Here is a 25,380-nt window from a genome sequence, read left to right as displayed (position 1 = left end):
AGGTGCCGGCCCTTCTGTCGTGCTAGCTGACGGCTAGCGGGCAAGGACGGTCGCCGCCTCGCGCGTGCGCTTGAAGGCGCTGTCGATCTGGGTGACAGCCGCGCCGATATCGGTGATCGAGCTGGAAATGTCGCCGACCGCACCGGCAACCTCGTGCATGCTCTGCGACATGCCGCTGGTCACCACGCTCTGTTCCTCGACCGCCGAGGCCGCCGCCGCCACCTGCGAGAACAGCGTGTCGACCGCCCCGCGGATGTTCTCCAGCATGGTGGCCACATCGTCGGTGATCGCCTGCACGCCGTCGATTTCGCGGGTGATCTGGTCCGTCGCCTTGGCCGCCTCGCCGGCGAGGTTCTTCACCTCGCTCGCCACGACGGCAAAGCCCCGCCCCGCCTCGCCAGCCCGTGCCGACTCGATGGTCGCGTTGAGCGCCAGCAGGTTGATCTGACCGGCAATATCCTGGATCAGGCTGACGATGCCGCCCATCGCCGTCGCCGCCCCCACCAGTTTCCCGGTCGCGGCCTCCGCCTCGCGGGCATGGGACGCCGCGCTTTCCGTTGCTATGCGCGAGCGCGACATGTTCTGCGAGATCTCGGCGATGGACGAGGCCAGCTCTTCCGCGCTGGCGGCCAGCATCTGCACGTTGTCGGAGGTCTTGCCGACCGCCCCGGCCACCGTTTCGGCCCGCTGGTCGGACTTCGACAGGGCGGTCTCCACCTCGACGAAGTTCTCGTCGATCATCTTGCGCAGGTTGGCCAGCAGCTGCATCTGCGCCGTGATGTCGGTGGCGAACTTGACCACCTTGTAGGGCACCCCGTCCGGCGTCAGGATCGGATTGTAGGAGGCCTCGATCCACACTTCCTTGCCGCCCTTGCCCAGGCGGCGGAACTGGCCGGCCTGGAACTCGCCGCGCCGCAGCCGGTCCCAGAAATCGCGGTACTCGGAGCTCTTGGCATAGGCCGCATCGACGAACATGCGGTGATGGCGACCGCGGATCTCATCGAGGCTGTAACCGACGGTCGACAGAAAATTCTCGTTCGCATCCAGGATGTTGCCGTCGAGATCGAAGGCGATGACGGCGCTGACCTTGCCGATCGCCGCCACCTGGCCCTTCATCTCCGCATGCTCTTTCGTCCGCTCGGTGATGTCGGAGGCAAACTTGACGATCTTGTAGACCTTGCCCGCACGATCGAGGATCGGGTTGTAGGACGCCTCGATCCAGACCTCGCTGCCGTCCTTGGCGTAGCGCTTGAACTGGCCGGCCTGGAACTCACCGCGCCGCAGCCTTTCCCAGAAGGACGTATAGTCGGAGCTGTTGGCCACCGCCTTGCCGACGAACATCGCGTGGTGGCGGCCGCGGACCTCATCGATCGTATAACCGAGTGCTGAGAGGAAGTTCGCGTTGGCGTCGAGAATGGTACCGTCGGGCGAAAACTCTATGCGGGCCTGCGACCTGTCCAGCGCGCTGGCAATGGCGTCGCAATCTGACTGCCGGCGGCGACCTGAAAGAAACATGAATCCTCCTTACACCCCCGAAGGATGGTCCTGAAATAATTATACCCCTCCCATTCCCGGCCGTTGCTTATTTCCGGCGCATCACAACCTTAGGGAAAAATCGGTGAAAACTGGGTTAATTTGAATTTACGTTGCGGAACAATAGTTTGCTTATTTCACTAAAATACCCATCGAGATGATTGCACAAGAAACCATCATTTCCGACCGGAAAGCAGACTCAAAAAGGGCGCAAGGTTTCCCTCGCGCCCCTGTCAATACTGTCCGCACCCTGCGTTAACCTGCAGGATTTACCAATACGGCAGATCAGCCGTTGCGGAAGGTGTAGCCGTAGCCGTTCAGGGCCGGCGCGCCGCCCAGATGCGCGTAGAGCACCTTGGAGCCTTCCGGGAAGTAGCCCTTCTTGACCAGGTCGATCATGCCCTGCATCGACTTGCCCTCGTAGACCGGGTCGGTGATCATGCCCTCGAGGCGCGCGCAAAGGCGGATCGCCTCCTTGGTCTCGTCCGACGGCACGCCGTAGACCGGGTAGGCGTAGTCTTCCACCAGCACCACGTCGTCCTTCTCGATCGGCCGGCCGAGCTCGACCAGCTCCGCCGTGCGCGTGGCGATCTCGTGTACCTGGTCGCGGGTCTGCTCCGGCGTTGCCGAGGCGTCGATGCCGATGACGTTGCGCGCGCGGCCATCCTTGGCAAAGCCCACCAGCATGCCGGCATGGGTGGAGCCGGTCACTGTGCACACGACGATGTAGTCGAACTTGTAGCCGAGCGCCTCTTCCTGCGCCCGCACTTCCTCGGCAAAGCCGACATAGCCGAGGCCGCCATACTTGTGCACCGAGGCGCCGGCCGGAATCGGATAGGGCTTGCCGCCGGAGGCCTCGACCTCGGCGATCGCATCTTCCCAGCTGCGGCGGATGCCGATGTCGAAGCCTTCGTCGACCAGGCGCACATCGGCGCCCATGATGCGGCTCAGCATGATGTTGCCGACCCGGTCGTAGACCGCGTCCTCATGCGGCACCCAGCTTTCCTGCACCAGGCGGCACTTGAAGCCGATCTTCGCCGCGACGGCGGCGATCATGCGCGTGTGGTTGGACTGCACCCCGCCGATGGAAACGAGCGTATCGGCGCCGGAGGCGATGGCATCCGGCACGATGTACTCCAGCTTGCGCAGCTTGTTGCCGCCGAAGGCGAGGCCCGAGTTGCAGTCCTCGCGCTTGGCATGGATCTCGACCTTGCCGCCCAGATGCTGGGTCAGCCGCTCCAGCTTCTCGATGGGGGTGGGACCGAAGGTCAGCGGATAGCGTTCGAATTTCTCAAGCATGCCTGTCCTCGCCGGTAAGCGCCTCTTGGGGCCTTGTGGAACCGGCGAAAAAGCTAGCAATCGACGAATGAAATGTGCTCTCTAATTTGGCGTCCGAATTTCCCTTCTGCACTCACGGAAGCCTCCACAAGCTCACCCTTCTTCCGATAAACAGGCCTGAAATGAAAGAAGCTTCCAGAGAGGATCGCCTCGACCGCATCGACCTGAAGATCCTCAAGCTGTTGCAGGAGGATGGCCGGCTGACCAACGCGGAACTGGCGCAGCGCACCAACACCTCGCCGGCCACCTGCCACCGCCGCACCCAGCGGCTTTTCGCGGAGGGCTATATCAGCGGCGTGCGGGCGATGGTGGCGCCGGACAAGGTCGGGCGCGGCTCGCTGGTCATGGTCGGCGTGGTGCTGGACCGCTCGACACCGGAGAGCTTCCGCGAGTTCGAAGAGGCGGCGCGCAAGCTCGCCTTCGTACTCGACTGCCACCTGGTTGCCGGCGACTTCGACTACATGCTGAAGATTCGCGTACGCGACATGGCCGACTTCAACCGCCTGCACGGCGACAAGCTGCTCGCCCTGCCCGGCACGCGCCAGACCCGCACCTTCTTCGTCATCCGGGAAGTGATCGACAACGCTTTGCTGGAGTTTTGAGGCGCGACGGGCGCGCTGTCAGAGCCGGCCGAGCAACATCAGGATGACCACGATCAGCAGGATCGTGCCGAGCACACCCACGCCGGCATGGCCGAAGCCGTAGCCGTACCCTCCGAAGCGCCCGCTGAACCCGCCGAGAAGGAAGATGACGAGTATAATGATGAGGATTGTGCTGAGGGACATGGCATTTTCTCCTTGGCAGGGAACGCTCGCCCGCCATACGCGGCTCACGCCTGAAGGGTCCGGGCGGACGGCGCGCCGTTTCAGTTGCCGTCGATGGTCAGGCCGCGCCTGTCGATGCTGATGTCGATGCCGCTCCGGCCCTCCTCCAGGGCGAGATAGGTAGCACCGGTGGCCACCACCGCGACGAGCACCCCGATCACCAGGAGGAGGCCTTGCCGGGTCATCGGACGCTCGCCCATGAGGTTTCGGAACAGGCGCACCGGCCGCGCTCCCTACGCGTCACGAAGCGTATCCTTGATGCTGCCGAGGGTGTTCTGGATGCTCCCCTCGACCTTGTCGGCCTCCCCTTCCGAGCGCAGCTTGGCATCGCCGAAAGCCTTCCCGGCGACGACCTTGAGCTTGCCCTTGACGACCTTTGCCGACCCGATCACGCGATCCTTGTCCATGGCCTTGTCCCCTTCGACCGAAAACGCCCCGAACATCGTTCGGGCAACACCCGTGAGCTAGCCGGTTTTCTGTCCTCTGCGCACTGACGCAGGTTAGTGCGCCCGCCCGCGCGCCGCTCGAAAGCCGAGGGCCGGCAGGCACCTGCGCGCTCCGGCCGCCACGACGGATGCGGCTTGCTTATGGGCGCCGGACGGAGTTGCCGCCGGCAATGATCCGGTTGATCAGCTCAGCGGCGGCCTGGTGCGCTTCCTGCTCCCCTTCCGGGGCAACGGCATTCTCGTGCGCCGCTGCGGCATCGCGCAAAATGCCGAGGATCTCCGGCTCGGGAAGGAGATTGTGATCGTTGAGGGCAAGCAGGAGCGCCTCGCAGATCGACAGTGCGGCCATCCCCGAGTAGTCTGAATGAGGGGGCATCGACAGGATCCTTTCCGGCGGCGAGTGATCGGTCACGACAGAATTTCGCTGCCGGACACGACTCTACGGGCAAGCACGGATCGCCGGACTGATCGAAAGCAGCTGTCGTTCCGGCTTTCCCTCGATCCTCCAAGGGACGGCCGAAGTTCATGAACACGAGGCACGCATCCCCGCTCGCCCGAAAGCTCTCCGCGTTTGTCGCCCTTTCGCAGGCAGAGCTCGAGATGCTGGAGCGTCTGCACGAACGTCGTCGGACCTTCGCCGCGGGGCGCGATCTCGTGCACCAGGGGCAGTCCGGTCAGGCCGCCTACATCCTCTCCTCGGGCTGGGTCTGTTCGTACAAGATCCAGACGGACGGAACGCGTCAGATCGTCGACTTCCAGATACCGGGGGATTTCCTGGGGCTGCGCAGCGTCCTGCTGCGCACCTCGGATCACAGCTTCGAGCCGATCATGGAGATCCACGCCGCCGAAGTTCTGGTGAGCGACCTTCTGGAGGCCTTCGCGCAGACACCACGCCTGGCGACGGCCATTCTCTGGGCCGCCTCGCGGGACGAGGCGATGGTGGTCGAGCATCTCGTGGGCATCGGGCGCCGCGATGCGGAAGCCCGGATGGCGCATTTCCTGCTCGAACTGCATGCGCGGCTGGCGCTGGTCGGGATGGGCACCAGGGACGGCTACCCCTGCCCACTCACCCAGTATCACCTCGCCGACGCCCTGGGCCTGAGTGCGGTGCATGTGAACCGCGTCCTGCGCAAGCTGCGTGATAGCGGGCTCGTCACCTTCCGCGATGGCCATGTGACATTCGACGACTACGGCGCTCTGGTGGAGTTCGCGGAGTTCGACCCGATGTATCTGGACCAGGGCGGCCCGCTGCTGAAATGAACAAGGCCGCCCGCCGTCGAACGGCGGGCGACCCGGCAGTCACGTCAGCTCAGACAGCACGTATCACCCAAGGGCGCGGGTCGTCGCGTCGAGTTCCTTCATCGCATCGGCGTGGTTGTTCGCCGTCTGCGCGGTCTCGGCAGCCTTGTAGTGCTTGAAAGCCGCATCCTTCTTCGGGCCTGCCGGGGCCTTGTCCCAGGCAGCCTTGACGGAGGTCATCTTCTCGGTGACGTTGTTGCGGTCGGGTGTCATGAAATGTCCCTTTCTGGACCATCCGGGAAGCTGAAAGCGCCAGGGCAGCGCGGTTCCGTGAAGGAGCCTCGCCACAAGTGCTTTCGCGTTTTCCGGAAGTGCGTGCCACCGGTCATCCGGCGGGCACGTCCACACTCAATCGCAATATCGGCTCCGGCGCACTGACGCAGGTTAGCCCTGCCCGGTTTTGCGCGCAGCCAACGACCGGACCCGGATGCGCATGGCATCCCGTGCCCTGCATGTGCGGGGGAAGGACAGGTTTGGCCGTACAAGGGAAAATGGCGACCCCGGCAGGATTCGAACCTGCGACCATCGGCTTAGAAGGCCGGTGCTCTATCCACTGAGCTACGGGGCCGTTCCGGCGCGCGCGGCGCGAGGATCGCGGCTCAATGCGTCCAGGGCATGAAGCGATCGAAACGGAAATTGTCCGAATAGGCGATCTTCGGCACGCGGCGCGAGCGCGGCTGCTCCACCCGGTAGGCGATGCCGTTCTTGCGGGCGTAGGCTTCCGCCTCTTCCTGCGTTTCGAAGCGCAGGCGCAGCTGCTGCTTCATGTCGGTGGAGGACGTGTAGCCCATCAGCGGCTCGATCGTGCGCGCCTGCTCCGGCTCGAACTCCAGCACCCAGTCATGGGTCTTGCCGCGCCCCGACTGCGTTGCCGTCTTCGCCGGGGAATAGATGCGTGCGACCATCGTGCAGTGCCCCTCTTGCGGTTGCCTTGCGTCTCGTTGCGACCCGCTGGGCGAAAAGCGGCGCAGGATTGCTGCCGCGCTTTCGGTCCATTCGTCGCGTTCAGTCGGTTATTCATTGGTTCGGCGCGCGAAGTCAACTCGGCAAAATGCCTGCCCGCCCGGCTTTTCCCGCCGCTATCGCCGCCGGCAGCCAGGGCCTGGGCATCCGTGGTTCAGCCTTGACGCCCCATCCCAACCCCGATACACCGCAGAAATTCTCCAAGTCGGGGTATAGCGCAGCCTGGTAGCGCATCTGCTTTGGGAGCAGAGGGTCGCAGGTTCGAATCCTGCTGCCCCGACCATTTTCCTTTTCTGCTTTCGGCTTAAGTCTTGGGAAACAGCCCCTTATGGGGCTTTCCTGAAGTCTCGCGCGAACTCCCGACCCACCGGGAATTCTCAGGCGCAGGGGCGCCCTCGCCTCAGGCGCGGCGGCTTTGCCGCTTCATGCCATACATGCCGGCCTCGGCATTGCGCAGCACGCTCTCGAACGAAATGTCCGTCTCCTGCACGGTGAACACGCCGATGGAGGCGGAAGCCGTCAGCAGGCAGCTGTGGTCCGCGTCCGGCGGGTTCCAGTGCATCGGCTGGCGGATGCGGTCGGAGATCTCGTGCATCCTGTCGGCGATGTCGGCGGCCTGCGCATCGGCAAAACCGATCATGAACTCGTCGCCGCCCATCCGCCCGATAATGTCGCCGGCCCGCACGGCCCGCTTCAGGATATGAGCGATGGCGCGGATCACCATGTCGCCGGCCAGATGGCCGAAGCGGTCGTTGACCTGCTTGAAATTGTCGAGATCGAGATAGGCGAAGGTGACGCAGGAGATGCCGGCGCCGATCTCCGCGATCATCCGCCCTGCCTGCAGGCGGAATTCCACCGGGTTGAGCAGGCCGGTCATGCGGTCGGTGGCGGAGAGCTGGCGCAGTCTCTTGGCTTCCTCGTGCAGCTGGCGCTGCTGCTGCAGGCTGTCGGCCAGACGCTCGCGGTGGTCCGCCACTTCCTGGGAAACGGCCAGGAACCGCGCCGCCAGCGACTTTGCCTGATCGTATTGCAGCATGGCGAGCACTTCCCCGCCGGGGCCGCTCACACCGAGCCGCCAGCCGGAAAACGTCAGATTGGTCCCGTCTGCTGCCTGCAGGCCGATAAACGCGGGCGTCGTCGAGCGGAAGGCCCGGCCGACGCGCTCCAGCACCTCTTCTCGCGGCAGGTCGGTCAGGGCGCAGACGCCGTCCGCCTCCAGCCGGTCGAACTGCCGCAGCGCCTGCCGGTTGGCCAGTCGCACACGGCCGCTTTCGTCGAAGACCAGCGTCGCGCGCGGCATGTTGTCCAGCGCGACCCGCATGCCCTCCATCAAGAGGGTCGCGTCAGGCAAAGAACTCATGACCGTCATCGCCGCCCTCCCCTCGTTTCAAGGCCACACGGACCCGGCAGCAGCCGTGGCCGGTGGCGATCGCCTCCTCGACGCGGACCCGCGCATAGCCTCTGGCCTGCGACACGATCCGTCCGAACACGGTCGCGGTCATCATGCAGAGCGACGGCCGGCCGACCACCTTCTCCGCGAAGGGGCAGTCGCCGTTCACCAGGACGATCTCGTCCTCGCTCAGGCTGGCGATCTCGAAGCTGGCGCCGATCCGGGCCTTCAGGTCGACGAGAATCGCCGCAACCGCTTCCAGATCCGCCACCTCGCCGCCCAGTGCCGTGCGGTACTGCTGAGACAGGTCGTCGCCGATCCGCGTGCCCACCACGCTGACGAAGGCGGATGCGTCCTCCCGGCCGATCACCTCCTCCATGGTGCCGGCCAGGGCTCCGATTACATTGCGGAAGAAGCCGGCCTGATCCAGGTCGACCTTGCAATTCCCGACAGTGGCCGACACACCGCTCCCAGCCATCACCCTGCCCTCAACGCCGCGCCCCTTTGCGCAATGGCACGAGTACCCGCGTGACGGGATCATGCCGGAACGAATCATAAATTGATTCGATCAAGGTGATTCGCACCATAAGCGGAAAAAATTGCGAATGCGGCCCCCAGGCAGGGCCGGATCAGCCGAAATCACGCTGCAATAACGGGGGGATCACGGACAAATACCGGACTTGACAGCCCGGAGCGCCATCGATCAAGGCGCGGCGGCGCGGATTGTCGGGCTGTCGACCCGGTCGCCCGGCGCAATGCCGAGCGCGGCGCTGGTTCCGGCCGGCACTTCCAGCACGAAGCGCACCACCGCGTTGGAGGGCACCAGCGCCTCCGACAGGGGCACCGTGTTTTCGGCGATGCTGGCGATGTGCCCGTCTTTCCTGATGAAGATCATGTCGAGCGGAATCAGCGTGTTCTTCATCCAGAACACCACCTCCCGATCGGCGTGATAGTCGAACAGCATGCCCGCATCGGCGGCGAGGTTCTCGTAGAACATCAGCCCGCGAGCCCGCGATTCCGCGGTATCGGCGATCTCCACCGAGAAGTCGTGCACCTTGCCGCCGGCGGTGGTGATGCTCAGCGCCTCGCGCTTGAGGCCGGTCTGCGGCGCGCCGCGCTCCTGCGCCGCCGCCGGAAAGGCGAGCAGCAGGGCTGCCGCGAGCGACAGGCACAGCACGGAGAAGACGGCCAGCGCGTAGAGGGAGCTGGAGCGGCGGGCAGGAGGACCGGCGGTGATCATCATGGTGGGCATCGGTCGGTCCTGCACAAGCGACACTCTCAGGTCCATGCGGTCGGAACGGGATCCTCGCCGGACAGGAATGTCGCGACGATGTCCGCCGGGCCGCTTAGTGGGAGGACGGGATGTGAACGCCTTCGCCGTCGGGCCGGATCTCGGCCGCCATGCGTCCCTTCGGGCCCTGGCCGAAGCGCACCATCACGGTCTGGCCGGGGCGCAGCTCGGTGATGCCGAAGCGCCGCAGCGTCTCCATGTGCACGAAGATGTCTTCCGTGCCCTCGCCCTGGGTCAGGAAGCCGAAGCCCTTCACCCGGTTGAACCACTTGACGACCGCCGGCTCGTATCCGCCTTCCGGCGTCACTTGCACATGAGTGCGCGACGGCGGCAGCTGCGAGGGGTGCACGGCGGTGGATTCGTCCATCGACAGCACGCGGAAGGCCTGCAGCCCCCGAGATCCCGGCGTCACCTCGCAGACGATGCGCGCGCCCTCGTAGGCGGTGCGAAACCCGTCGCGCCGCAGGCAGGTCACATGCAGGAGAATGTCGGGCTGCCCGTCATCGGGCACGATGAAACCGTAGCCCTTGGCCACGTCGAACCATTTGATCGAGCCCGCGACGACCGTCAGATCGATCCCGGGATCTTCCGATCCCGTATCACGCGAGGCCACAACCGGCTTTGCCCCCAAGTCCTTCATAGTCCCGCCTCTGATACGCCGTAAGCTGGATCCGTGAGTGCACAACCGGAAAACCACCGATTCCGCAAGACCAAGGATAGCATCCCACGTCCCTGGAACCAGTGCATTTTGCGAAAAAGTGCCATGGTTACCCTTGTGCAACAGTTTCTCCGGCTCAGCGCGATTCGCAAGCCTTCAGCGACCGCTGCGTGCGCGAAAGATCGCAAGCCTCCATTGAAGTCGCCGCGCAAGGCCATATTCTCTGCGGCGGAACCCGGCGCCGGGCGTGTCGTTTCCCAACCGGGCGCCCCGCGCGTCGTTTCTTTCTGCGACCCCATTTTCGGCCGCCGTCCTGCCGGGCGGCCGGCCGCCACGAAGCACCGCACAGTACGAAGAGGTATTCATGCGCTACCTGCACACCATGGTCCGTGTCCGCGACATCGACGAGTCGCTCGACTTCTACTGCAACAAGATGGGCATGCAGGAAGTGCGCCGGCTCGAGAGCGAGGCCGGCCGCTTCACGCTGATCTTCCTTGCCGCCTCCGAGGACGTTGAGGCCGTGAAGGACGGCCAGGCGCCGGCGCTGGAACTCACCTACAACTGGGATCCGGAAGACTATCAGGGCGGGCGCAATTTCGGCCATCTCGCCTATGAGGTCGACGACATCTACGAGACCTGCGCCAAGCTTCAGGCCGCCGGCGTCACCATCAACCGCCCGCCGCGCGACGGCCGCATGGCCTTCGTCCGCTCGCCCGACAACATCTCCATCGAGCTGCTGCAGAAGGGCGGCGCGCAGGAGCCGCAGGAGCCCTGGGCCTCCATGGGCAACACCGGCATCTGGTAACACCCGGCTTGCGGAGGGGCGCCCGGCGCCCCTCCCTTTCTTCGACTGTAATACGAACCGGCCCCACGCCCTCACCTGACGGCCAACCTTTGCGGCCCCTCAGAACTACCGCAGAAACCGACGAAGAGCCGCTGAAAACCGCTCCGAAATAGGCTTCAATGCCCTGTGAAACTTGCGAACTCTAAGCAAAATGCGACACGGGCTGGTGAATACCGTCTCTGTATAGCCGAGGCCGAGGCGGGCCAATTTCGCAAACGAGCAGAATTACGAGCTGATTCTGACGTTTCTTTATATTGATGAGAAGGAAATATTGCCACTTGCCAAAAAATGGCTCAGTTCGCACAGCCTAACCGCCCGAAAAACCTGACAAATTCGTTCAAGGACCTGCAAACTGCACGGCTCAACCTGCGGAATTTTGGTTCAGAAAGTAGAATCATTACTAGACGAAAATTTAAATTAACCACAAAATTTAAATTAACCACAAATCGTTCCGAGAAACATTGACCGGAGCACGAGGTATGTCTCAGCCCAAGCGTCATCACTGGTGGCCTCAGGTACAGTCACGCTTCTGGACCGACTCTGCCGGACTAGTTCACGTTACTAAGCAGGATGGGACATCATTTCGTACAAACCCAAGCAATATCGGGATTGAGTCGGAGCTTTACACGCGCTTTTCCGAGGATGCCGCAAAAGACACTTCAATAGAGGACTGGTTTGGGAAGGAGATCGACGCCCCCGCTAGAGCGATGATTGAGCATCTCTCTGACCCATCAAATACACGACGCAGAAAAATTCGCCCTAGACGAGAAAAAAATGATCAAATGAATGAACTGGGTTTCCGCACCCGCGACTACGTCGAATTCATCCCTCTCAGCTACGACGTGCGACAATCAATTGCGCGATACATATCTGCACTAGTAGTACGACACCCTTCATATCTTTCAAAATTAGTCGAATTTCATTCTAAGAATGGATATTCTGAGAATTTATCACGCAACAAAGCCCTCGAAAACATGATTTATATTTATGACATATATATTTCTGAAATTCAGAATGCCGTCATCATGGTCTGCCGTAGGGATTCAGCGTCAGAGTTTCTGTACGCGGATGGCGGCTTAGTAGTCGACGAGCCATGGCATCATCGCTATGGAATACCATTCACTATTCATGCGCCATTGACGCCAGATTTAGCATTAGAGGTAATACCGTTCCCCTTTCGTGAAGTTGACCGGTCGGTAGCCTATATCACTGATATGACAACTAACGGGGTGGCACGTATGAACCGTATCGTGCTTGGAGTTGCGAAGCGATTTGTTTTTAGTCGGCAGCCTCCACCGGGCGCTTTTATCTCTAGGAACTTCGGAATCCCTGCCCCAAAAAACATCGGCTATCGCATCGTAGACGGCCGCTTCGAGACGAAATATGAGCCGTCGCGAAGATAGTAAAGGTGATAAGCGGGCCTAGAAATCATCTTTTACCGCCTTCCGGCCCTGACGCACCGCCTTGGGAAGCAGGGTCAGCTTGTCGCGGACCATGCCGAGATAGCGGGTGAGCGTGGTCGGCTCCGCATCGAACAGCCGGACGCCGACGATCGCCGCCACTTCGAAGGCCGCGCCGATGGAGCATCCCATGTCGCCGCTTTCGATCCGGTGGACGAGACCGCGCGATACCCCGGCCCTCTCGGCCAGCTCGGTAATGGTCATTTCCCGCTCGACGCGGGCGCTCCGGATCATATGCCCGAGCAGTTCGGCCGCTTCCTGCCCGTAGCGAGAGTAGCTGCGTGTCGCCGGCTTGCTCATTCGCACCTCAATGTTCCATAAAAAGGTCTGGTAGCGACTTCTCGCTCCATTTATGGAGCATCTTACCATAAAACCTCTTGGAGAAGCCAGCCATGTTCCATAATTGGACCGCAAGGCAATAATAAGATCTATTTATGAAGCAAAGGCTCCATAAGACACCGTCTTAAGCACGCGCCCCTTTGGCGACGCGGCACATCTTGGTCCGGCAAAGGCGCGAAGATCGACATCGGCAAGCCCGTGCCGACCGCTTCTCTTCACGAGCCTGTGGACGACGCGTCACCTACCCTCTTGCCGACGGCGAGAAAGCTGCTTATAACCCGCGCACATCGACGGACCGGGCGCCCATCGTCTAGCGGTCTAGGACGCCGCCCTTTCACGGCGGAAACACGGGTTCGAGTCCCGTTGGGCGTGCCACTCCGTCGCTGTTCTCCCCCACATCCTGCTTTCCAGATGCATCGCCTGCGGCAAGCCGGTGCTTGCGCAAGGACGGCATCATGCTGTCATGGTCCCGCAACATCGCGCGGCTACACGGCGCCGTCCGCAAGCAACAGGCAGGAGAGGACGACGTGACGAGGAGCCCCCCCGTCCCGCGGAAACAGACGATGCCCCCCGCGCCGCAGCCGCGCGGCAGCGCTGGCGAGGTCTTCCGCGCCTTCCTCAAGCTCGGCCTCACCTCCTTCGGCGGCCCGATCGCCCATCTCGGCTATTTCCGCCAGGAACTGGTGCTGCGCCGCAAGTGGCTGGACGAGGCTGCCTATGCCGATCTCGTCGCCCTGTGCCAGTTCCTGCCCGGCCCCGCCTCCAGCCAGGTCGGATTCGCGCTCGGGCTGATGCGCGCCGGCCCGCTCGGCGCCCTTGCCGCCTGGACCGCCTTCACGCTTCCCTCCGCCTTGCTGCTCGTCGCCTTCGCGCTCGGCGCGCCCCTGTTTGCCGGCCCCCTCGGCCAGGGCCTCGTTGCCGGGCTGAAGCTCGTGGCCGTTGCCATCATCGCCCATGCGGTGCTCGGCATGGCCCGGGCCCTGTGCCCCGACCGGGAGCGGGCGACACTGGCGCTCGCCGCCGCCGCCATCGTCCTGCTCGTTGCCGGGCCGCTGGCCCAGGTCGCTGCCATCGCGCTCGCCGCGCTGGCCGGTCTCACCTTGAGGCTTCCCGCGGCCGGCGCCGCAACTGGCGGCACGCCTGCCCCCGCCTCCCGCGCACCCGTTTCCCGCCTCGCGGGCCTCGTCTGCCTGGCGCTTTTCGTCCTGCTGCTGGTCGGCTTGCCGCTTGCCCAGCTTGTCGCGCCCTCGCAGGCGCTTGCCGTGCTCGATGCCTTCTACCGCGCCGGCGCGCTGGTCTTCGGCGGCGGCCATGTGGTGTTGCCGCTGCTGGAGGCCGAGGTCGTGCGCAGCGGCTGGGTCGGCGCGCAGAGCTTCCTTGCCGGCTACGGCGCAGCGCAGGCCGTGCCCGGCCCGCTCTTCACCTTCGCAGCCTATCTCGGCGCGGTGATCGCCCTGCCGCAGGGCGCTGTATTCGGGGCCGCGCTGGCGCTTGTCGCGATCTTCCTGCCGGGCCTGCTGCTGCTCGTCGGCGTGCTGCCGTTCTGGCAGGCGTTCCGCGTTCGCACGGGCGCGCGCGCCGCGATGGCCGGGGCCAATGCCGCCGTCGTCGGCATCCTGGGTGCCGCGCTCTACGATCCGGTCTTCACCAGCGCGGTCACGACGCCGGCGCAGTTCACTTTGGCGCTCGTCTGTTTCGTGCTGCTGACCGCGTGGAAGGCGCCGCCCTGGATCGCGGTCCTTGTCGGCGGGCTCGGCGGCATGCTGATCGGAGCCGCATGATGGTAGAGCTCGGGGTCTATGGCGGGCTGTTTCTCTCCGCCCTCGGCGCGGCGACGCTGCTGCCGATGCAGTCGGAGGCGGTGCTCGTCGGCCTGCTGCTCAGCGGCCGGCCCGTGCTGCTGCTGCTGTTCGTCGCCAGCCTCGGCAACACGCTCGGCGGGCTCATCAACTGGGCGCTGGGGCGCGGCATCGAGCGCTTCCGCCACCGCCGCTGGTTCCCGGTCAGCGAGGCCGCCCTCACCCGCGCGCAGGACTGGTACTCCCGCTGGGGCAAGTGGTCGCTGCTGCTGTCTTGGATGCCGGTCATCGGCGATCCGCTGACGCTTGCCGCCGGCGTGATGCGCGAGCGGTTCCTCACCGTGCTGGTGCTGGTGGCCATCGCCAAGACCGGCCGCTATGCGGTGCTGGCCGCCGTCACGCTCGGCTTTTTCGGCTAGCCACGGCCACTGATTCAAACTCGCTCCTGCGAGCCGAATGGCGTGGTTTGCGAGAACCGGAGCGCAGCGTACATTCGGGTACGTGAGCACCGGAAGCGCAGAAAACCGCGATAGGCGGCCGCGGGAGTAGAGTTTCCTGCCCTTACGCGAGAGCGACGACGGACGAAATCGTCCGCGACGCATCGGTAATCGCCGGCACCAGCTCGCGCTTCACCCGCTCCTCGCTCCATTCGGGGATGTAGACCGGCATGCTTATGGCCGCGACCGCCTGGCGGTTGGCGCCGATCACCGGCGCGGCAATGACGATTTCCTGCAGCATGATCTGCTGGTTGGTGATGACATAGCCGTCGCGCTGCGCCTGCGCCACGCGCTCCCGCACGAGCGCAGGATCCTGGCAGGTGAAGGGCGTCACCGGCTCCGGCAGGCCCGGCTCCATCATCCGCTCCAGCACCTCGGGCGGCGAGAAGGCGGCGATCACCTGCCCCACCGCGGTCACCGCCGCCGGCTGGCGCACGCCGATCAGCGTCGTGTCGTAGGCAAGGCTCGTATGCGGGATCCGCGCCTTGTAGACGACCTCGTGCCCGTCCAGCACGCCGAGATTGACGGTGGTGCGCAGCGTCCGGCTGACCTCGATCATGCGCGGCAGGGCACGCTCCAGCAGCCGGTCGTGGATCAGGAACGCATAGGCCAGATCCAGCATCCTCAGGCCCGGGCGATAGCGGCGGGTCTTGTCGTCGCGGTCGAGATAGCCGAGCGCATGCAGCGTATAGGTCAGCCGCTGCGCCGCGCTCTTCTCCAGCCCGGCCGCTTCCGCGATCTCGGTCAGGCTCAGCGCCACATGGTGATCGCGGAACAGCGCCAGCACCCGCATGCCCCGCTCCAGCGTGCTCGCCAGCACCGGCGGCCTGGTCTGTTCGCTCATCTTGCAGTCATCTCCCACTGGCGCCTTCCGCTTTCCCGCGATCCTCGGCACCGGAAAAATCCACCACCCGTTTCGCCGGCAAAAACCGGAGCACCATGAATGCCTTGGTGTGTCTCCACCGCCCGCAGCGGCCATGCGGAGGGCTTTTTCCCTAAGCCGCACGACCGGGCGCCGCTTGACAAGCAATAAGTTGTCACATTTAAATATCAATGTCGATAATCACTATTCGATAACAAGCACAAAATATCGATCACAGCCGGCGTCTATCGCGACCGGTATCGATCAAAGGGCGATCCAGCGCCCAGGAGGTCCCCATGTCCCGTAGCCTGTCCCAAAGCATGTCCTTGAAGTCTCTCAAGCTGAGCACCGCGCTCGCCGCTGCCCTGGTGCTGTCCGCACCGTTCGGCACCGCGCTTGCAGGTCCGGACGACAACAGCCTGGTCTGGTCCGCCCAGAAGGAGCTGACCGCCGCCGACACCTATTTCGACACCTCCCGCGAGGCGATCGTCGTTGCCCAGCACGTCTATGACGGTCTGGTCTTCTGGGATCAGGAGGCCCAGGAGTTCAAGCCGCTTCTGGCCAGCGAGTGGCGCCAGATCGACCCGCAGACGCTGGAGTTCGACCTGCGCGAGGGCGTCACCTTCCACGACGGCAGCAGCTTCGGCACCGAGGACGTGGTCTACACGCTGAACTTCGTCATCGACGAGAAGAACGGCGTTCTCAACTACGGCGACATCAAGTGGATCAAGTCGGCCGAGGCCGTCGGCGAGCGCACCGTGCGCATCGAGCTGAACGAGCCCTTCCCGGCCGCCCTGTCCTATCTGGCGCTGGTCCTGCCGATCGTGCCTGAGGGCCATTTCGACAAGGCCGAGACCGGCAGCGACGGCACCAAGCGCTTTGCCTCCGTGCCCCCGGTCGGCACCGGTCCCTACAAGGTCACCAGCTTCGGCAATGGCGACACGGTCGTCATGGAGGCGAACGAGGCCTATTTCGACGGCCCCAAGGGCAAGCCGCAGATCGCCAAGCTGACCTACCGCACCATCACCGATGCGGCGACGCAGATCGCCGAGCTGATGACCGGCGGCATCGACTGGGTCTGGGGCATCAGCAACGACCAGGCCGAGAACCTCGCCCAGGCGCCGCACCTGACCTCGGTCAACGCGCCGACCATGCGCATCAGCTACCTGACCTTCGACCTGAAGGGCACCAGCGGCACCGATGTCTTCACCGACGCCAAGATCCGCAAGGCCGTCGGCCATGCCATCGACCGCGCCCGCATCGCCAAGTACCTGATGGGCGAGAACAGCCAGGTGGTGAACGCTGCCTGCCATCCGAGCCAGTTCGGCTGCACCAGCGAAGTCACGGCCTACGACTACGACCCGGAGAAGGCCAAGGCCCTGCTCGCCGAGGCCGGCAAGGCCGACGGCTTCTCCTTCGACCTCTACGGCTATCGCGACCGCGAAGTCACCGAGGCGATCATGGGCGACCTCGCCAAGGTCGGCATCAAGGCCAACCTGCGCTGGCTGCAGTACTCCGCCGCCCGCGACCTGATCCGCGAAGGCAAGGCGCCGGCCGCCAACATGACCTGGGGCTCGTCCTCGATCCCGGACGTGTCGGCGATCACCAGCTACTTCTTCGGCGGCGGCCCGGACGATCCGGCCAAGGACCCGGCCCTGCAGGAGGCCATCCGCCGCGCCGACCTGTCCAGCGACCGCGACGTGCGCCTCGCCAGCTATGCCGAGGCCCTGCAGCTGATCGCCGACGAGGCCTACTGGCTGCCGCTGTTCAGCTACACCAAGAACTACAGCTACAACGCCCAGCTCGACTTCACCCCGTCGGCTGACGAGATGCCGCGCTTCTACGCGACCAGCTGGAAGTAACGGCAAGGGCCGGTGCCGCGCCCGGATGCGGCACCGGTTCGCTTCGCTTTTCTGCCTGCCAGAGTATCCTGACCGCCAGCCCGGCTGCTCCCGAACGCCGCCGGAAATGCCTTCGCATGCGCTCTCGATACCTTGCGGCACGGGTGCTGCCCGCAGTTCGCCGCGGCCCCCGCCCCCGGCCCGGTTGGATGACCCAATCGAAGGCCCGAAATCGAAAGCCTCTCGTCGAAGGTCCAGACCAGTCAAAGGCCCGGCATGATCCGCTTCACCCTCAAACGTCTGGCGATCGCAGCGCTCGTTGCCCTCGTCGTCTCCGGCATCAGCTTCGGCCTGATGTTCGTGTCCGGCGATCCCGCCATCGCCATCGCCGGTGAAGGCGCGACGGAAGACGACATCGCCGTCATCCGCGCCCGCTACGGCTTCGACCGCCCGGTCCCGGTGCAATATGCCGAGTGGATCGGCCGCGCCGTACAGGGCAATTTCGGCGACAGCATCTACTTCAGCAAGCCGGTGGTCGACCTTCTGGCCGAGCGCTTTCCGGCCACCGCCACGCTCGGCGTGCTGGCCATCGGCGTCGCCATCCTGCTGGCGATCCCGCTCGGCATCATCGCCGCCATCCGCCAGAACCGCCTGCCCGACCGCGCCGCGCTCACCTTCGGCACCATCGGCCAGGCGACGCCCAGCTTCTGGCTCGGCCTGATGCTGATCTGGCTCTTCGCGGTCAAGCTTCGGGTCCTGCCGGTCTCCGGTTCCCAGACGCTGGCCCATTTCGTGCTGCCCGCCCTGGTGCTCGGCTACTACGCCGCGCCCTCCATGCTGCGCCTGTGCCGCGCCGGCATGATCGACGCCTTGTCATCCGACTATGTGCGCACCGCCCGCGCCAAGGGCCTGCTGCCCCGCCAGGTGATCTTCGGCCATGCGATCCGCAACGCCATCCTGCCGGTGATCAGCGTCGCGGCGGTCGAGTTCGGCTTCATCCTCGGCGGCTCGGTCGTCGTGGAAAGCGTCTTCGGCATCCGCGGCATCGGCCTGCTGGCCTGGGAGAGCATCGCCCGCAACGACTTCCCCACCATTCAGGCGATCATTCTCGTCTACGCCATGATCTATGTCTGGCTGACCTTCCTCGCGGATGTGATCAATGCCTGGCTCGATCCCCGCATCCGCGTGAGCTGATCCCATGAGCACAAACACATCCTTGATCCCGGCGGCTCCGGCCCGCCTGCCCCATCCCTCGCCGCGTCGCATCCTGCTCAAGCGTGCGAGGGAACACCGCGGCCTCGTGATCGGCGGCGCCATCGTGCTGGCGGTCGTGCTGATCGCCCTCTTCGCGCCGCTGATCGCCCCGCACGATCCGTATGCCCAGGACCTGTCGAAGCGGCTGCTGCCGCCGGTCTGGTCGGAAAAGGGCAGCTGGGAGCACATCTTCGGCACCGACGCCCTGGGGCGCGACTATCTCTCGCGCATCCTGTTCGGCGCCCGCATCTCGCTGCTGATCGGCATCTCCGCCGCCATCGGCTCGGGCCTGATCGGCACGACGCTCGGCCTGCTTGCCGGCTATTTCGGCGGCCGCGTCGACAGCGTCGTCACCTTCATCGTGTCGGTGCGCCTGGCGCTGCCGGTGGTGCTGGTGTCGCTGGCCGTCGTCTCCCTGTTCGGCGGCGACCTGTGGATCGTCGTCACGGTGCTGAGCCTGTTGCTCTGGGACCGCTTCGCCGTCGTCGTGCGCTCCGCCACCCAGCAGCTGCGCAACCAGGAATTCGTCACCGCCGCCCGCGCCATGGGCGCCTCCACCCCGCGCATCCTGATCGTCGAGCTGCTGCCGAACCTCATCGGCCCGCTCGTCGTCATCGGCTCGCTGGAGGTCGCCCACGCCATCCTGCTGGAATCGGCGCTGTCCTTCCTCGGCCTCGGCGTTCAGCCGCCGACCCCGTCCTGGGGCCTGATGGTCTCGGAAGGCAAGGGCCTCGTCTTCTTCGACGCCCGCCTGATCGCCCTGCCCGGTGCCGCCATCGCCATCCTGGTGCTCGGCATCAACCTGATCGGCGACGGCCTTCGCGACGTGCTGACCCCGGAGAGCCGGTCATGAGCGTCCTGTCCGTCCGCAACCTGAAGGTCACCATCCCCACCCACGGCGAGCCGCTGCATGCGGTGCGCGGCGTCGATATCGAGGTCGGCGCCGGCGAGACGCTCGGCATCGTCGGCGAGAGCGGCTGCGGCAAGTCGGTCACCTCGATGGCGATCATGCGCCTTCTGCCCGGTCGCATCTCCGTCACCGCCGACGAGATGCGCCTCGGCGACACCGACCTTGCCGCCATGAGCGAGCGGCAGATGGCCGACATCCGCGGCGACCGCATGGCGATGATCTTCCAGGAGCCGATGACCGCGCTGAACCCGGTGCTGACCATCGGCCGCCAGATGAGCGAGACCTGGATGCGCCACCGCCGCGGCAGCAAGCGCGAGGCGCTGGAGGCCGCCATCGACCTGCTCGACCGGGTCGGCATCCCGCATCCGCGCGAGCGGCTGGGCGTCTACCCGCACCAGCTCTCCGGCGGGCTGCGCCAGCGCGTGATGATCGCCATGGCGCTGCTGTGCGATCCCCAGCTGATCATCGCCGACGAGCCGACCACCGCGCTCGACGTCACCGTCCAGGCGCAGATCCTCGACCTGCTCGCCTCCCTGCAGCAGGAGCGCGGCCTCGCGATGATCTTCATCAGCCACGACATCGGCGTCGTCGCCCGCATCGCCGGGCGCGTGCAGGTCATGTATGGCGGGCGCACCGTCGACGGCGGCCCGGTCGGCGAACTGCTCGGCCACCCCAAACACCCCTACACCAGGGCGCTGCTCTCCTCCGTGCCCCGCCGGGGCATGCGCTGGGGCCGCGACACGCTCGGGTCCGTACGCTGGAGCGAAGACGCGCCGGAGGCCTCCTCATGAGCGACATCGTCATGGAACTGCGCGACGTGCGCCGCACTTACCGCATCGGCGGCGGCATGTTCGGAAAGCAGCGCGACCTGCATGCGCTCGACGGCGTCAGTCTGCAGCTGCGCCGCGGCGAGGTGCTGGCGCTGGTCGGCGAATCCGGCTCGGGCAAGAGCACCCTGTCGCGCATCCTGCTCGGGCTCGAGGCCCCCACCTCTGGCGAGGTGTTCCTCGACGGCGCGCCGGTCGCCTCCATCCGCCGCCGCGCCTTCGCTGCCCGCGTCCAGCCGGTGTTCCAGGATCCCTATTCCTCGCTCAACCCGCGCAAGACCGTGCGCCAGATCATCGAGGCGCCGCTGGTCATCGCCGGCGGGGTCGCGGCGTCCGAGCGGCTGTGCCGGGTGCGCGAGCTGCTCGACATCCTGCGCATGCCCGAGCGCATGCTGGAGGCCTATCCGAGCCAGATGTCCGGCGGCCAGCGCCAGCGCGTTGCCATTGCCAGGGCGCTGATCTCGCGGCCCGAGATCGTCGTGTGCGACGAGCCGACCTCCGCGCTCGACGTCTCGGTGCAGGCGGAGGTGCTGAACCTCCTGATGGAGCTGCGGGCCGAGTTCGGTCTGACCTATCTCTTCATCAGCCACGACCTTGCGGTGGTCGAGTACATCGCCGACCGGGTCGCGGTCATGCAGTCCGGCCGCCTCGTCGAGGTCGCCGACGCCGAGGCGCTCTTCGCCGCCCCGCAGCACGACTACACCCGCCGCCTGCTCGCCTCCGCGCTCACCGTGCCCGCAGCCAGCCCGGACGTCAGCCCGGAGGTCTGAAATCTTCTGCCTTTCCCGAAGCCGGCGCGCCCTCGCCCGCCGGCTTCCCATTCCCCAGAGGGTCACTGAAATGACACGCCCCATCGCCACCCGGCAGCTGCCTCTCACCATCGACAGCGCCGAGCTGCACATCGTCCGCCTGCCGCTGATCTCGCCCTTCACCACCTCCACCGGCACCATGCACGAGAAGGTGTTTCCGCTGCTGGTGCTGAAGTCCGGCGAGCTGGAAGGCTATGCCGAAGGCGTGATGGATCCGCTGCCCGACTATCTCGACGACACCATCTCCGCCGCCACCTACTTCCTGCGCGAGGCGATCCTGCCCAACGTGGTCGGAAAGAGCTTCGAGAACCCGCAGGAGCTGGAAAAGGTGCTCGCCCCCTGGCGCGGCCACTGGATGGCCAAGGCCACCGTCGAGATGGCCTTCTGGGACCTGTGGGCCAAGGCGCTCGGCCTGCCGCTCAAGACCCTGCTCGGCGGCACCGGCGACAAGGTCGCCGTCGGCGTCTCGCTCGGCTTGCAGGACATCGAGGCGACGGTCGAGGCGGCCAAGCGTCATCACGCGGAAGGCTACAAGCGGATCAAGCTGAAGATCGAGCCGGGCCACGATGTCGAGCTCGTCGCCAGGGTGCGTGCCGCCCTGCCGGACGCGCGCATGAGCGTCGACGCCAACACCGCCTACTCGCTCGCGGATCTCAGGGTCCTCAAGGCGCTCGACGCCTACGACCTGGAATATATCGAGCAGCCGCTCGCCTATGACGACATCCACGACCACGCCGTGCTGCAGTCGCGCATCGCCACGGCCGTCTGCCTCGACGAGAGCATCCGCTCGGCCGCCGACGCCCGCAAGGCGTTGGCGAGCGATGCCGCCCGCGTCGTCAACATCAAGGTCGGGCGCGTCGGCGGCCATCTGGAGGCCCGGCGCATCCATGATATTGCGCAGGCCTGGAGCGTTCCGGTGTGGTGTGGCGGCATGCTGGAGTCCGGCATCGGCCGCGCCCACAACATCCACATGTCGACCCTGCCGAACTTCCGCAAGCCCGGCGACACATCGAGCGCGCGGCGCTATTTCCGCAAGGACCTGACGGTGGAATGGCTGGAGACCGAAGGCGGCATGATGCCCGTGCCGGAAGGCCCCGGCATCGGCGTGCGCCTCGACCGCGAGTTCCTGGAGAGCATCTCCAGCGACCGCGAGACCTTCGGGGCGGCCGGGTAACCGCCCGCCCCTACCCGCCCTTGCTGCGGCCGACGAGGAACGGCATCGCGGCGAACAGCGCCAGGATGCGGAAGACGTGGTGGGTCGCGACGTAGACCGGGTCGTAGCCGAGCGCCAGCGCCATCGACGACATCGCCTCCACGCCGCCCGGCGCGAAGGCCACCCACACCTGCCCGAACGGCAGTCCGGTCATCGCGGCGGTGAGCCAGCTCGCCGCCGCGGAGATCGCCAGCGCGCCGCTCGCAGCGGCAAGGCCGGCAACGCCGAGCAGCCGCAACTCCTTGCCCGTCAAGCCGCTGAACCTTGCGCCGATCACCGCGCCCGTCACCGTGAACCCCAGGAAGGTCAGCGGCAGCGGCAGCCGCCCCTCGACGAGGCCGGCCGCATGGGTCGCAGCGCTCAGGATCAGGCCGGCCAGCAGATAGGCCGCCGGCACGCCGAGCCGGTCGCCGGCCAGCCCGGCCGCGAACCCGGCGATCAGGATCACCACCGCCGCGCCGTAGCCGATCTCGCCCATCGTGGTCAGCACCGCCCCGCTCGGCGCGCTGTCGATCAGCGCGATCACCGGCGGCAGCAGCACCGTGATCACCAGCAGCCGCAGGCTCTGCAGCACCATGACGGCGCGCAGGTCGCCGACGCCGGAGGCGGCCAGCGACAGGCAGTAGCTAAGCGCGCCGGGCGAGGTCGCAAGCCGCGCGGTTGCCGGATCGAGCCCGTAGCCGCGCTGCAGGATCGTGCCCGACACCACCATCACCGCGGCGATGGTCGCCGCCAGCATGGCAAGGCTCACCGGCCACTTGGCGATGTCGGAGAGAAAATGCGGCGTGACCCCGGCTCCCAGGGTCACGCCGATCACCAGAAAGGCGCAGTTTCGCAACAGGCCCGGCACCTCGGGTTTGAGGCCCAGCATCGCGGCGAGCGTCACCGCGACGGTGCTGCCGATCAGCGCGGCGGCGGGCAGCCCTGCCAGCGTCGCCGCTCCCGCGCCGGCAAGCCCGGCCGAAAGGGCAACGGCAAGGCTGCGCCACCGCGCTCCGGTCATGCCTCGACAGCCTTCTTCTTGCGGCGGCCGAGCCAGATCGGCACGATCACCACGATCACGGCCAGCACATAGAGCATGATGCTGTTGCCCGAGTTGAGCAGGATCGACCAGTCGCCGCCGGAGATCGACAGCGCGCGGCGCAGGTTGTCCTCGAACAGCCCGCCCAGCACGAAGCCGAGGATCACCGGCGCCAGCGAGAAGTCGAGCTTGCGCAGGATCCAGCCGAACACGCCGAGCAGCGTGATCATGTAGAGATCGTGCGGGTTGCTGACGACCGAGTAGACGCCGATGAAGGCCAGCACCGCGATCAGCGGCGTCAGGTACTGCTGCGGGATGGTCAGCAGGCGGGCGAACAGCCCGACCAGCGGCAGGTTGATGACCAGCAGCGCGACGTTGCCGATATACATCGACGCGATCAGGCCCCAGGCGATTTCAGGGCGCTGCTCGAACATCAGCGGCCCCGGCGTCACGTTGAACAGCAGCAGCGCGCCGAGCAGGATCGCCGTCGTGCCGGAGCCGGGAATGCCGAGGGTGAGCATCGGCACCATGGCACCGCCCGCGGCGGCGTTGTTGGCCGATTCCGGCGCCGCAAGGCCCCGGATGTCGCCCTTGCCGAAGTTCTCCGAGTTCGGCGCCACGCGCTTTTCCGTGCCATAGGCGACGGCGGAGGCAACCGAGGCGCCGGTGCCCGGCAGGATGCCGATGAAGAAGCCGATCACCGAACCGCGCAGGATCGTCCACTTGGTGAAGGCAAGGTCCTTCATCGAGACGAAGCTCTTGTCCAGCGCCAGCGGCTTCAGCTTGCCGGTCACCTGCTGCTCGACGAGGTGGATCAGCTCGGCCATGCCGAACAGGCCGATGACCACCACCAGGAAGTCGATGCCGGCCAGGATGTCGGGAATGCCGAACGTGTAGCGGGCAACGCCGGTGTTGGCGTCGATGCCGATCGAGGCGAGCATCAGGCCCATCACGGCGGCGAGCAGCGTCTTGACTGGGTTGCTGCCGACCAGCGAGGCAAGGCTGGCGAAGGCGAAGACCATCAGCGCCACATAGTCGGAGGGCGAGAAGGTCACCGCATAGGAGGCCAGCGCCGGGCCGCTCAGGGACATCAGCACGACGGCGAAGGTGCCGCCGCAGAACGAGGCGACCGCCGAGAGCGACAGCGCCCGTCCCGCCTCGCCGCGCTTGGCCAGCGGGTTGCCGTCCAGCGTCGTCATCACCGCACCGGCATCGCCCGGCACGTTGAGCAGGATCGAGGAGATGCGCCCACCGTATTCGGCGCCGTAGTAGATGCCGGCGAGCAGGATCAGGGCCGACTCCGGCGGCAGGCCGAGGCCATAGGCGATGGGAAGCAGGATCGCCACGCCGTTGATCGGGCCGATGCCCGGCAGCGCGCCGATAAGCGTGCCGGCGAAGCAGCCGATGAGCACGAGCGACAGGTTGAAAGGCTGCAAGGCTACGGCAAAGCCCGCAGACAGCCCGGAAATGACAGCGTCCATGGGAGCCTCACAGAATGTGGTTGAGCAGGCCTGCGGGAAGGTTCAGCTCCAGCAGGCGGGTGCAGGCGAAATAGCCGACCGTGCCGGTCACCGCGCCGAAGGCGATCGCCTTGAGCGGAGCCGCGCCGAGCATGATGCCGAAGACGGCACAGAAGACCCATGTCGACACCAGGAAGCCGAGCGGCTCGAACGCCCGCGCGTAGACCATCAGCATGACGACGACCAGCGCCAGACGGCCCAGCGTGGCCAGATCGGCCTTGAGCTTGGCGACATCCGGGCGCGCGATCAGGTAGAGCGTGCAAAGGATGGCGACGATGCCCAGCAGCTTCGGCCAGCTCTCCGGCCCCAGCGGGTCGTACTGGAACGGCGCCTTGATGACTGTGAAGGCGATGTAGGTGTAGAGCAGTGCGATCACGAGGATCGCGCCCGCAAAGACGCGGTCTGCCATGACGTCCTCCCTTCCCGGGTCTTGCCCCGGTTG

The 25,380-nt window shown here is 65.7% G+C and carries 29 protein-coding genes and 3 tRNA genes; 14 read left to right on the top strand and 18 right to left on the bottom strand.

Annotated features, from left to right (window positions below; translation table 11 throughout):
- Positions 1-33: 33 nt before the first annotated feature.
- Positions 34-1,515: a PAS domain-containing methyl-accepting chemotaxis protein gene (locus ACVJ6E_RS07615; protein WP_120267735.1), complete on the bottom strand. Its 1,482-nt coding sequence runs from the start codon at positions 1,513-1,515 to the stop codon at positions 34-36.
- Between the two features lie 303 nt (positions 1,516-1,818).
- A complete protein-coding gene (locus ACVJ6E_RS07610; RefSeq protein WP_120267734.1) occupies positions 1,819-2,832 on the bottom strand; it encodes a 1-aminocyclopropane-1-carboxylate deaminase in 1,014 nt (337 codons plus the stop codon).
- Positions 2,833-2,993: 161 nt separating this feature from the next.
- Between ACVJ6E_RS07610 and ACVJ6E_RS07605 the strand changes: the two genes are divergently transcribed.
- Positions 2,994-3,473 carry an Lrp/AsnC family transcriptional regulator gene (locus ACVJ6E_RS07605; protein WP_097176266.1) on the top strand — a complete coding sequence of 160 codons (480 nt, stop codon included), beginning with the start codon at positions 2,994-2,996 and terminating at the stop codon, positions 3,471-3,473.
- Between the two features lie 18 nt (positions 3,474-3,491).
- Here the strand turns inward: ACVJ6E_RS07605 and ACVJ6E_RS07600 are convergent, their stop codons facing one another.
- From ACVJ6E_RS07600 to ACVJ6E_RS07585, 4 genes are all read right to left on the bottom strand, one after another.
- On the bottom strand, positions 3,492-3,656 hold the full coding sequence (locus ACVJ6E_RS07600; RefSeq protein WP_120267733.1) for a DUF3309 family protein: 165 nt from the start codon (positions 3,654-3,656) through the stop codon (positions 3,492-3,494).
- 80 nt (positions 3,657-3,736) lie between these two features.
- Complete coding sequence (locus ACVJ6E_RS07595; RefSeq protein WP_147421819.1) at positions 3,737-3,916, bottom strand: hypothetical protein; 180 nt, start codon at positions 3,914-3,916, stop codon at positions 3,737-3,739.
- 12 nt (positions 3,917-3,928) lie between these two features.
- Positions 3,929-4,102 (bottom strand): CsbD family protein, encoded by a 174-nt coding sequence (locus ACVJ6E_RS07590; protein ID WP_120268339.1) that lies wholly within the window; start codon positions 4,100-4,102, stop codon positions 3,929-3,931.
- A gap of 178 nt (positions 4,103-4,280) precedes the next feature.
- Positions 4,281-4,517, bottom strand: a complete 237-nt coding sequence (locus ACVJ6E_RS07585) for a hypothetical protein (RefSeq protein ID WP_120267732.1) — start codon at positions 4,515-4,517, stop codon at positions 4,281-4,283.
- Positions 4,518-4,666: 149 nt separating this feature from the next.
- On the opposite strand from ACVJ6E_RS07585, the gene ACVJ6E_RS07580 reads away from it, so the two are divergent.
- Positions 4,667-5,401 (top strand): Crp/Fnr family transcriptional regulator, encoded by a 735-nt coding sequence (locus ACVJ6E_RS07580; protein WP_120267731.1) that lies wholly within the window; start codon positions 4,667-4,669, stop codon positions 5,399-5,401.
- Between the two features lie 63 nt (positions 5,402-5,464).
- Here the strand turns inward: ACVJ6E_RS07580 and ACVJ6E_RS07575 are convergent, their stop codons facing one another.
- The 3 genes from ACVJ6E_RS07575 to ACVJ6E_RS07565 form a co-directional block, all read right to left on the bottom strand.
- Positions 5,465-5,653 carry a hypothetical protein gene (locus ACVJ6E_RS07575; RefSeq protein ID WP_120267730.1) on the bottom strand — a complete coding sequence of 63 codons (189 nt, stop codon included), beginning with the start codon at positions 5,651-5,653 and terminating at the stop codon, positions 5,465-5,467.
- Positions 5,654-5,932: 279 nt separating this feature from the next.
- Positions 5,933-6,008, bottom strand: a tRNA-Arg gene (locus ACVJ6E_RS07570).
- A 31-nt stretch (positions 6,009-6,039) separates the two neighbouring features.
- Positions 6,040-6,345, bottom strand: a complete 306-nt coding sequence (locus tag ACVJ6E_RS07565) for an ETC complex I subunit (protein ID WP_120267729.1) — start codon at positions 6,343-6,345, stop codon at positions 6,040-6,042.
- Positions 6,346-6,609: 264 nt separating this feature from the next.
- Here ACVJ6E_RS07565 and ACVJ6E_RS07560 point away from each other — a divergent pair.
- Positions 6,610-6,686 (top strand) — tRNA-Pro (locus ACVJ6E_RS07560).
- A gap of 117 nt (positions 6,687-6,803) precedes the next feature.
- Here the strand turns inward: ACVJ6E_RS07560 and ACVJ6E_RS07555 are convergent.
- From ACVJ6E_RS07555 to ACVJ6E_RS07540, 4 genes are all read right to left on the bottom strand, one after another.
- Positions 6,804-7,763 carry a GGDEF domain-containing protein gene (locus ACVJ6E_RS07555; protein WP_158592628.1) on the bottom strand — a complete coding sequence of 320 codons (960 nt, stop codon included), beginning with the start codon at positions 7,761-7,763 and terminating at the stop codon, positions 6,804-6,806.
- Positions 7,747-8,271, bottom strand: a complete 525-nt coding sequence (locus ACVJ6E_RS07550) for a methanogen output domain 1-containing protein (protein ID WP_120267727.1) — start codon at positions 8,269-8,271, stop codon at positions 7,747-7,749. The genes ACVJ6E_RS07555 and ACVJ6E_RS07550 overlap by 17 nt, the downstream gene beginning before the upstream one ends.
- Before the next feature lie 225 nt (positions 8,272-8,496).
- Complete coding sequence (locus ACVJ6E_RS07545; RefSeq protein ID WP_491676419.1) at positions 8,497-9,045, bottom strand: DUF192 domain-containing protein; 549 nt, start codon at positions 9,043-9,045, stop codon at positions 8,497-8,499.
- Between the two features lie 94 nt (positions 9,046-9,139).
- Positions 9,140-9,724 carry a cold-shock protein gene (locus tag ACVJ6E_RS07540; protein WP_120267726.1) on the bottom strand — a complete coding sequence of 195 codons (585 nt, stop codon included), beginning with the start codon at positions 9,722-9,724 and terminating at the stop codon, positions 9,140-9,142.
- Between the two features lie 382 nt (positions 9,725-10,106).
- Here ACVJ6E_RS07540 and gloA point away from each other — a divergent pair, with 382 nt between their 5' ends.
- Positions 10,107-10,547: a lactoylglutathione lyase gene (gloA, locus tag ACVJ6E_RS07535; protein ID WP_120267725.1), complete on the top strand. Its 441-nt coding sequence runs from the start codon at positions 10,107-10,109 to the stop codon at positions 10,545-10,547.
- 518 nt (positions 10,548-11,065) lie between these two features.
- Positions 11,066-11,989: a DUF4238 domain-containing protein gene (locus ACVJ6E_RS07530; RefSeq protein ID WP_120267724.1), complete on the top strand. Its 924-nt coding sequence runs from the start codon at positions 11,066-11,068 to the stop codon at positions 11,987-11,989.
- A gap of 18 nt (positions 11,990-12,007) precedes the next feature.
- Here the strand turns inward: ACVJ6E_RS07530 and ACVJ6E_RS07525 are convergent, their stop codons facing one another.
- Complete coding sequence (locus tag ACVJ6E_RS07525; protein ID WP_120267723.1) at positions 12,008-12,346, bottom strand: helix-turn-helix domain-containing protein; 339 nt, start codon at positions 12,344-12,346, stop codon at positions 12,008-12,010.
- Positions 12,347-12,684: 338 nt separating this feature from the next.
- Between ACVJ6E_RS07525 and ACVJ6E_RS07520 the strand changes: the two genes are divergently transcribed.
- The 3 genes from ACVJ6E_RS07520 (at position 12,685) to ACVJ6E_RS07510 (ending at position 14,603) form a co-directional block, all read left to right on the top strand.
- Positions 12,685-12,760 (top strand) — tRNA-Glu (locus ACVJ6E_RS07520).
- Positions 12,761-12,948: 188 nt separating this feature from the next.
- The gene (chrA, locus tag ACVJ6E_RS07515) at positions 12,949-14,166 is read left to right on the top strand and encodes a chromate efflux transporter (RefSeq protein ID WP_120267722.1); all 1,218 of its coding nucleotides are present in this window, start codon (positions 12,949-12,951) and stop codon (positions 14,164-14,166) included.
- The gene (locus ACVJ6E_RS07510) at positions 14,166-14,603 is read left to right on the top strand and encodes a YqaA family protein (RefSeq protein ID WP_120268337.1); all 438 of its coding nucleotides are present in this window, start codon (positions 14,166-14,168) and stop codon (positions 14,601-14,603) included. Before chrA ends, ACVJ6E_RS07510 begins: the two co-directional genes overlap by 1 nt.
- A gap of 142 nt (positions 14,604-14,745) precedes the next feature.
- Here the strand turns inward: ACVJ6E_RS07510 and ACVJ6E_RS07505 are convergent, their stop codons facing one another.
- Positions 14,746-15,525 (bottom strand): IclR family transcriptional regulator, encoded by a 780-nt coding sequence (locus ACVJ6E_RS07505; RefSeq protein ID WP_158592627.1) that lies wholly within the window; start codon positions 15,523-15,525, stop codon positions 14,746-14,748.
- Between the two features lie 314 nt (positions 15,526-15,839).
- Between ACVJ6E_RS07505 and ACVJ6E_RS07500 the strand changes: the two genes are divergently transcribed.
- The 6 genes from ACVJ6E_RS07500 (at position 15,840) to menC (ending at position 22,358) form a co-directional block, all read left to right on the top strand.
- A complete protein-coding gene (locus tag ACVJ6E_RS07500; RefSeq protein ID WP_120267720.1) occupies positions 15,840-17,405 on the top strand; it encodes an ABC transporter substrate-binding protein in 1,566 nt (521 codons plus the stop codon).
- A 255-nt stretch (positions 17,406-17,660) separates the two neighbouring features.
- On the top strand, positions 17,661-18,578 hold the full coding sequence (locus ACVJ6E_RS07495; RefSeq protein ID WP_097176271.1) for an ABC transporter permease: 918 nt from the start codon (positions 17,661-17,663) through the stop codon (positions 18,576-18,578).
- 4 nt (positions 18,579-18,582) lie between these two features.
- A complete protein-coding gene (locus ACVJ6E_RS07490) occupies positions 18,583-19,491 on the top strand; it encodes an ABC transporter permease (protein WP_120267719.1) in 909 nt (302 codons plus the stop codon).
- Positions 19,488-20,339 carry an ABC transporter ATP-binding protein gene (locus tag ACVJ6E_RS07485; RefSeq protein ID WP_120267718.1) on the top strand — a complete coding sequence of 284 codons (852 nt, stop codon included), beginning with the start codon at positions 19,488-19,490 and terminating at the stop codon, positions 20,337-20,339. Before ACVJ6E_RS07490 ends, ACVJ6E_RS07485 begins: the two co-directional genes overlap by 4 nt.
- A complete protein-coding gene (locus ACVJ6E_RS07480) occupies positions 20,336-21,145 on the top strand; it encodes an ATP-binding cassette domain-containing protein (protein WP_120267717.1) in 810 nt (269 codons plus the stop codon). The genes ACVJ6E_RS07485 and ACVJ6E_RS07480 overlap by 4 nt, the downstream gene beginning before the upstream one ends.
- Positions 21,146-21,215: 70 nt before the next feature.
- Positions 21,216-22,358 (top strand): o-succinylbenzoate synthase, encoded by a 1,143-nt coding sequence (gene menC, locus ACVJ6E_RS07475; RefSeq protein WP_120267716.1) that lies wholly within the window; start codon positions 21,216-21,218, stop codon positions 22,356-22,358.
- Between the two features lie 10 nt (positions 22,359-22,368).
- Here the strand turns inward: menC and ACVJ6E_RS07470 are convergent, their stop codons facing one another.
- From ACVJ6E_RS07470 to ACVJ6E_RS07460, 3 genes are read right to left on the bottom strand one after another with little or no spacing between them, the layout of a single operon-like run.
- Positions 22,369-23,400: an AbrB family transcriptional regulator gene (locus ACVJ6E_RS07470; protein ID WP_120267715.1), complete on the bottom strand. Its 1,032-nt coding sequence runs from the start codon at positions 23,398-23,400 to the stop codon at positions 22,369-22,371.
- Complete coding sequence (locus ACVJ6E_RS07465) at positions 23,397-24,899, bottom strand: tripartite tricarboxylate transporter permease (protein ID WP_120267714.1); 1,503 nt, start codon at positions 24,897-24,899, stop codon at positions 23,397-23,399. Before ACVJ6E_RS07465 ends, ACVJ6E_RS07470 begins: the two co-directional genes overlap by 4 nt.
- 7 nt (positions 24,900-24,906) lie before the next feature.
- Positions 24,907-25,347 (bottom strand): tripartite tricarboxylate transporter TctB family protein, encoded by a 441-nt coding sequence (locus ACVJ6E_RS07460; RefSeq protein ID WP_120267713.1) that lies wholly within the window; start codon positions 25,345-25,347, stop codon positions 24,907-24,909.
- Between the last annotated feature and the right edge of the window lie 33 nt (positions 25,348-25,380).

Source organism: Stappia sp. G46H5W (assembly GCF_058448995.1).
Note: the sequence above shows the minus strand (reverse complement) of the source record. Positions and strands in the feature narration are given on the sequence as shown.

What these genes read in the sequence shown, in the direction of transcription:
- ACVJ6E_RS07580 (WP_120267731.1), top strand. Translation starts at nt 4,667, where the DNA reads ATGAACACGAGGCACGCATCCCCGCTCGCCCGAAAGCTCTCCGCGTTT.
- ACVJ6E_RS07465 (WP_120267714.1), bottom strand. Translation starts at nt 24,899, where the DNA reads ATGGACGCTGTCATTTCCGGGCTGTCTGCGGGCTTTGCCGTAGCCTTG.
- ACVJ6E_RS07490 (WP_120267719.1), top strand. Translation starts at nt 18,583, where the DNA reads ATGAGCACAAACACATCCTTGATCCCGGCGGCTCCGGCCCGCCTGCCC.
- ACVJ6E_RS07480 (WP_120267717.1), top strand. Translation starts at nt 20,336, where the DNA reads ATGAGCGACATCGTCATGGAACTGCGCGACGTGCGCCGCACTTACCGC.
- ACVJ6E_RS07525 (WP_120267723.1), bottom strand. Translation starts at nt 12,346, where the DNA reads ATGAGCAAGCCGGCGACACGCAGCTACTCTCGCTACGGGCAGGAAGCG.
- ACVJ6E_RS07530 (WP_120267724.1), top strand. Translation starts at nt 11,066, where the DNA reads ATGTCTCAGCCCAAGCGTCATCACTGGTGGCCTCAGGTACAGTCACGC.
- ACVJ6E_RS07510 (WP_120268337.1), top strand. Translation starts at nt 14,166, where the DNA reads ATGGTAGAGCTCGGGGTCTATGGCGGGCTGTTTCTCTCCGCCCTCGGC.
- ACVJ6E_RS07575 (WP_120267730.1), bottom strand. Translation starts at nt 5,653, where the DNA reads ATGACACCCGACCGCAACAACGTCACCGAGAAGATGACCTCCGTCAAG.
- ACVJ6E_RS07495 (WP_097176271.1), top strand. Translation starts at nt 17,661, where the DNA reads ATGATCCGCTTCACCCTCAAACGTCTGGCGATCGCAGCGCTCGTTGCC.
- ACVJ6E_RS07540 (WP_120267726.1), bottom strand. Translation starts at nt 9,724, where the DNA reads ATGAAGGACTTGGGGGCAAAGCCGGTTGTGGCCTCGCGTGATACGGGA.
- ACVJ6E_RS07585 (WP_120267732.1), bottom strand. Translation starts at nt 4,517, where the DNA reads ATGCCCCCTCATTCAGACTACTCGGGGATGGCCGCACTGTCGATCTGC.
- ACVJ6E_RS07505 (WP_158592627.1), bottom strand. Translation starts at nt 15,525, where the DNA reads ATGAGCGAACAGACCAGGCCGCCGGTGCTGGCGAGCACGCTGGAGCGG.
- gloA (WP_120267725.1), top strand. Translation starts at nt 10,107, where the DNA reads ATGCGCTACCTGCACACCATGGTCCGTGTCCGCGACATCGACGAGTCG.
- menC (WP_120267716.1), top strand. Translation starts at nt 21,216, where the DNA reads ATGACACGCCCCATCGCCACCCGGCAGCTGCCTCTCACCATCGACAGC.
- ACVJ6E_RS07600 (WP_120267733.1), bottom strand. Translation starts at nt 3,656, where the DNA reads ATGTCCCTCAGCACAATCCTCATCATTATACTCGTCATCTTCCTTCTC.
- ACVJ6E_RS07610 (WP_120267734.1), bottom strand. Translation starts at nt 2,832, where the DNA reads ATGCTTGAGAAATTCGAACGCTATCCGCTGACCTTCGGTCCCACCCCC.
- ACVJ6E_RS07590 (WP_120268339.1), bottom strand. Translation starts at nt 4,102, where the DNA reads ATGGACAAGGATCGCGTGATCGGGTCGGCAAAGGTCGTCAAGGGCAAG.
- ACVJ6E_RS07460 (WP_120267713.1), bottom strand. Translation starts at nt 25,347, where the DNA reads ATGGCAGACCGCGTCTTTGCGGGCGCGATCCTCGTGATCGCACTGCTC.
- ACVJ6E_RS07615 (WP_120267735.1), bottom strand. Translation starts at nt 1,515, where the DNA reads ATGTTTCTTTCAGGTCGCCGCCGGCAGTCAGATTGCGACGCCATTGCC.
- ACVJ6E_RS07550 (WP_120267727.1), bottom strand. Translation starts at nt 8,271, where the DNA reads ATGGCTGGGAGCGGTGTGTCGGCCACTGTCGGGAATTGCAAGGTCGAC.
- chrA (WP_120267722.1), top strand. Translation starts at nt 12,949, where the DNA reads ATGCCCCCCGCGCCGCAGCCGCGCGGCAGCGCTGGCGAGGTCTTCCGC.
- ACVJ6E_RS07555 (WP_158592628.1), bottom strand. Translation starts at nt 7,763, where the DNA reads ATGAGTTCTTTGCCTGACGCGACCCTCTTGATGGAGGGCATGCGGGTC.
- ACVJ6E_RS07565 (WP_120267729.1), bottom strand. Translation starts at nt 6,345, where the DNA reads ATGGTCGCACGCATCTATTCCCCGGCGAAGACGGCAACGCAGTCGGGG.
- ACVJ6E_RS07485 (WP_120267718.1), top strand. Translation starts at nt 19,488, where the DNA reads ATGAGCGTCCTGTCCGTCCGCAACCTGAAGGTCACCATCCCCACCCAC.
- ACVJ6E_RS07605 (WP_097176266.1), top strand. Translation starts at nt 2,994, where the DNA reads ATGAAAGAAGCTTCCAGAGAGGATCGCCTCGACCGCATCGACCTGAAG.
- ACVJ6E_RS07500 (WP_120267720.1), top strand. Translation starts at nt 15,840, where the DNA reads ATGTCCCGTAGCCTGTCCCAAAGCATGTCCTTGAAGTCTCTCAAGCTG.
- ACVJ6E_RS07545 (WP_491676419.1), bottom strand. Translation starts at nt 9,045, where the DNA reads ATGCCCACCATGATGATCACCGCCGGTCCTCCTGCCCGCCGCTCCAGC.
- ACVJ6E_RS07470 (WP_120267715.1), bottom strand. Translation starts at nt 23,400, where the DNA reads ATGACCGGAGCGCGGTGGCGCAGCCTTGCCGTTGCCCTTTCGGCCGGG.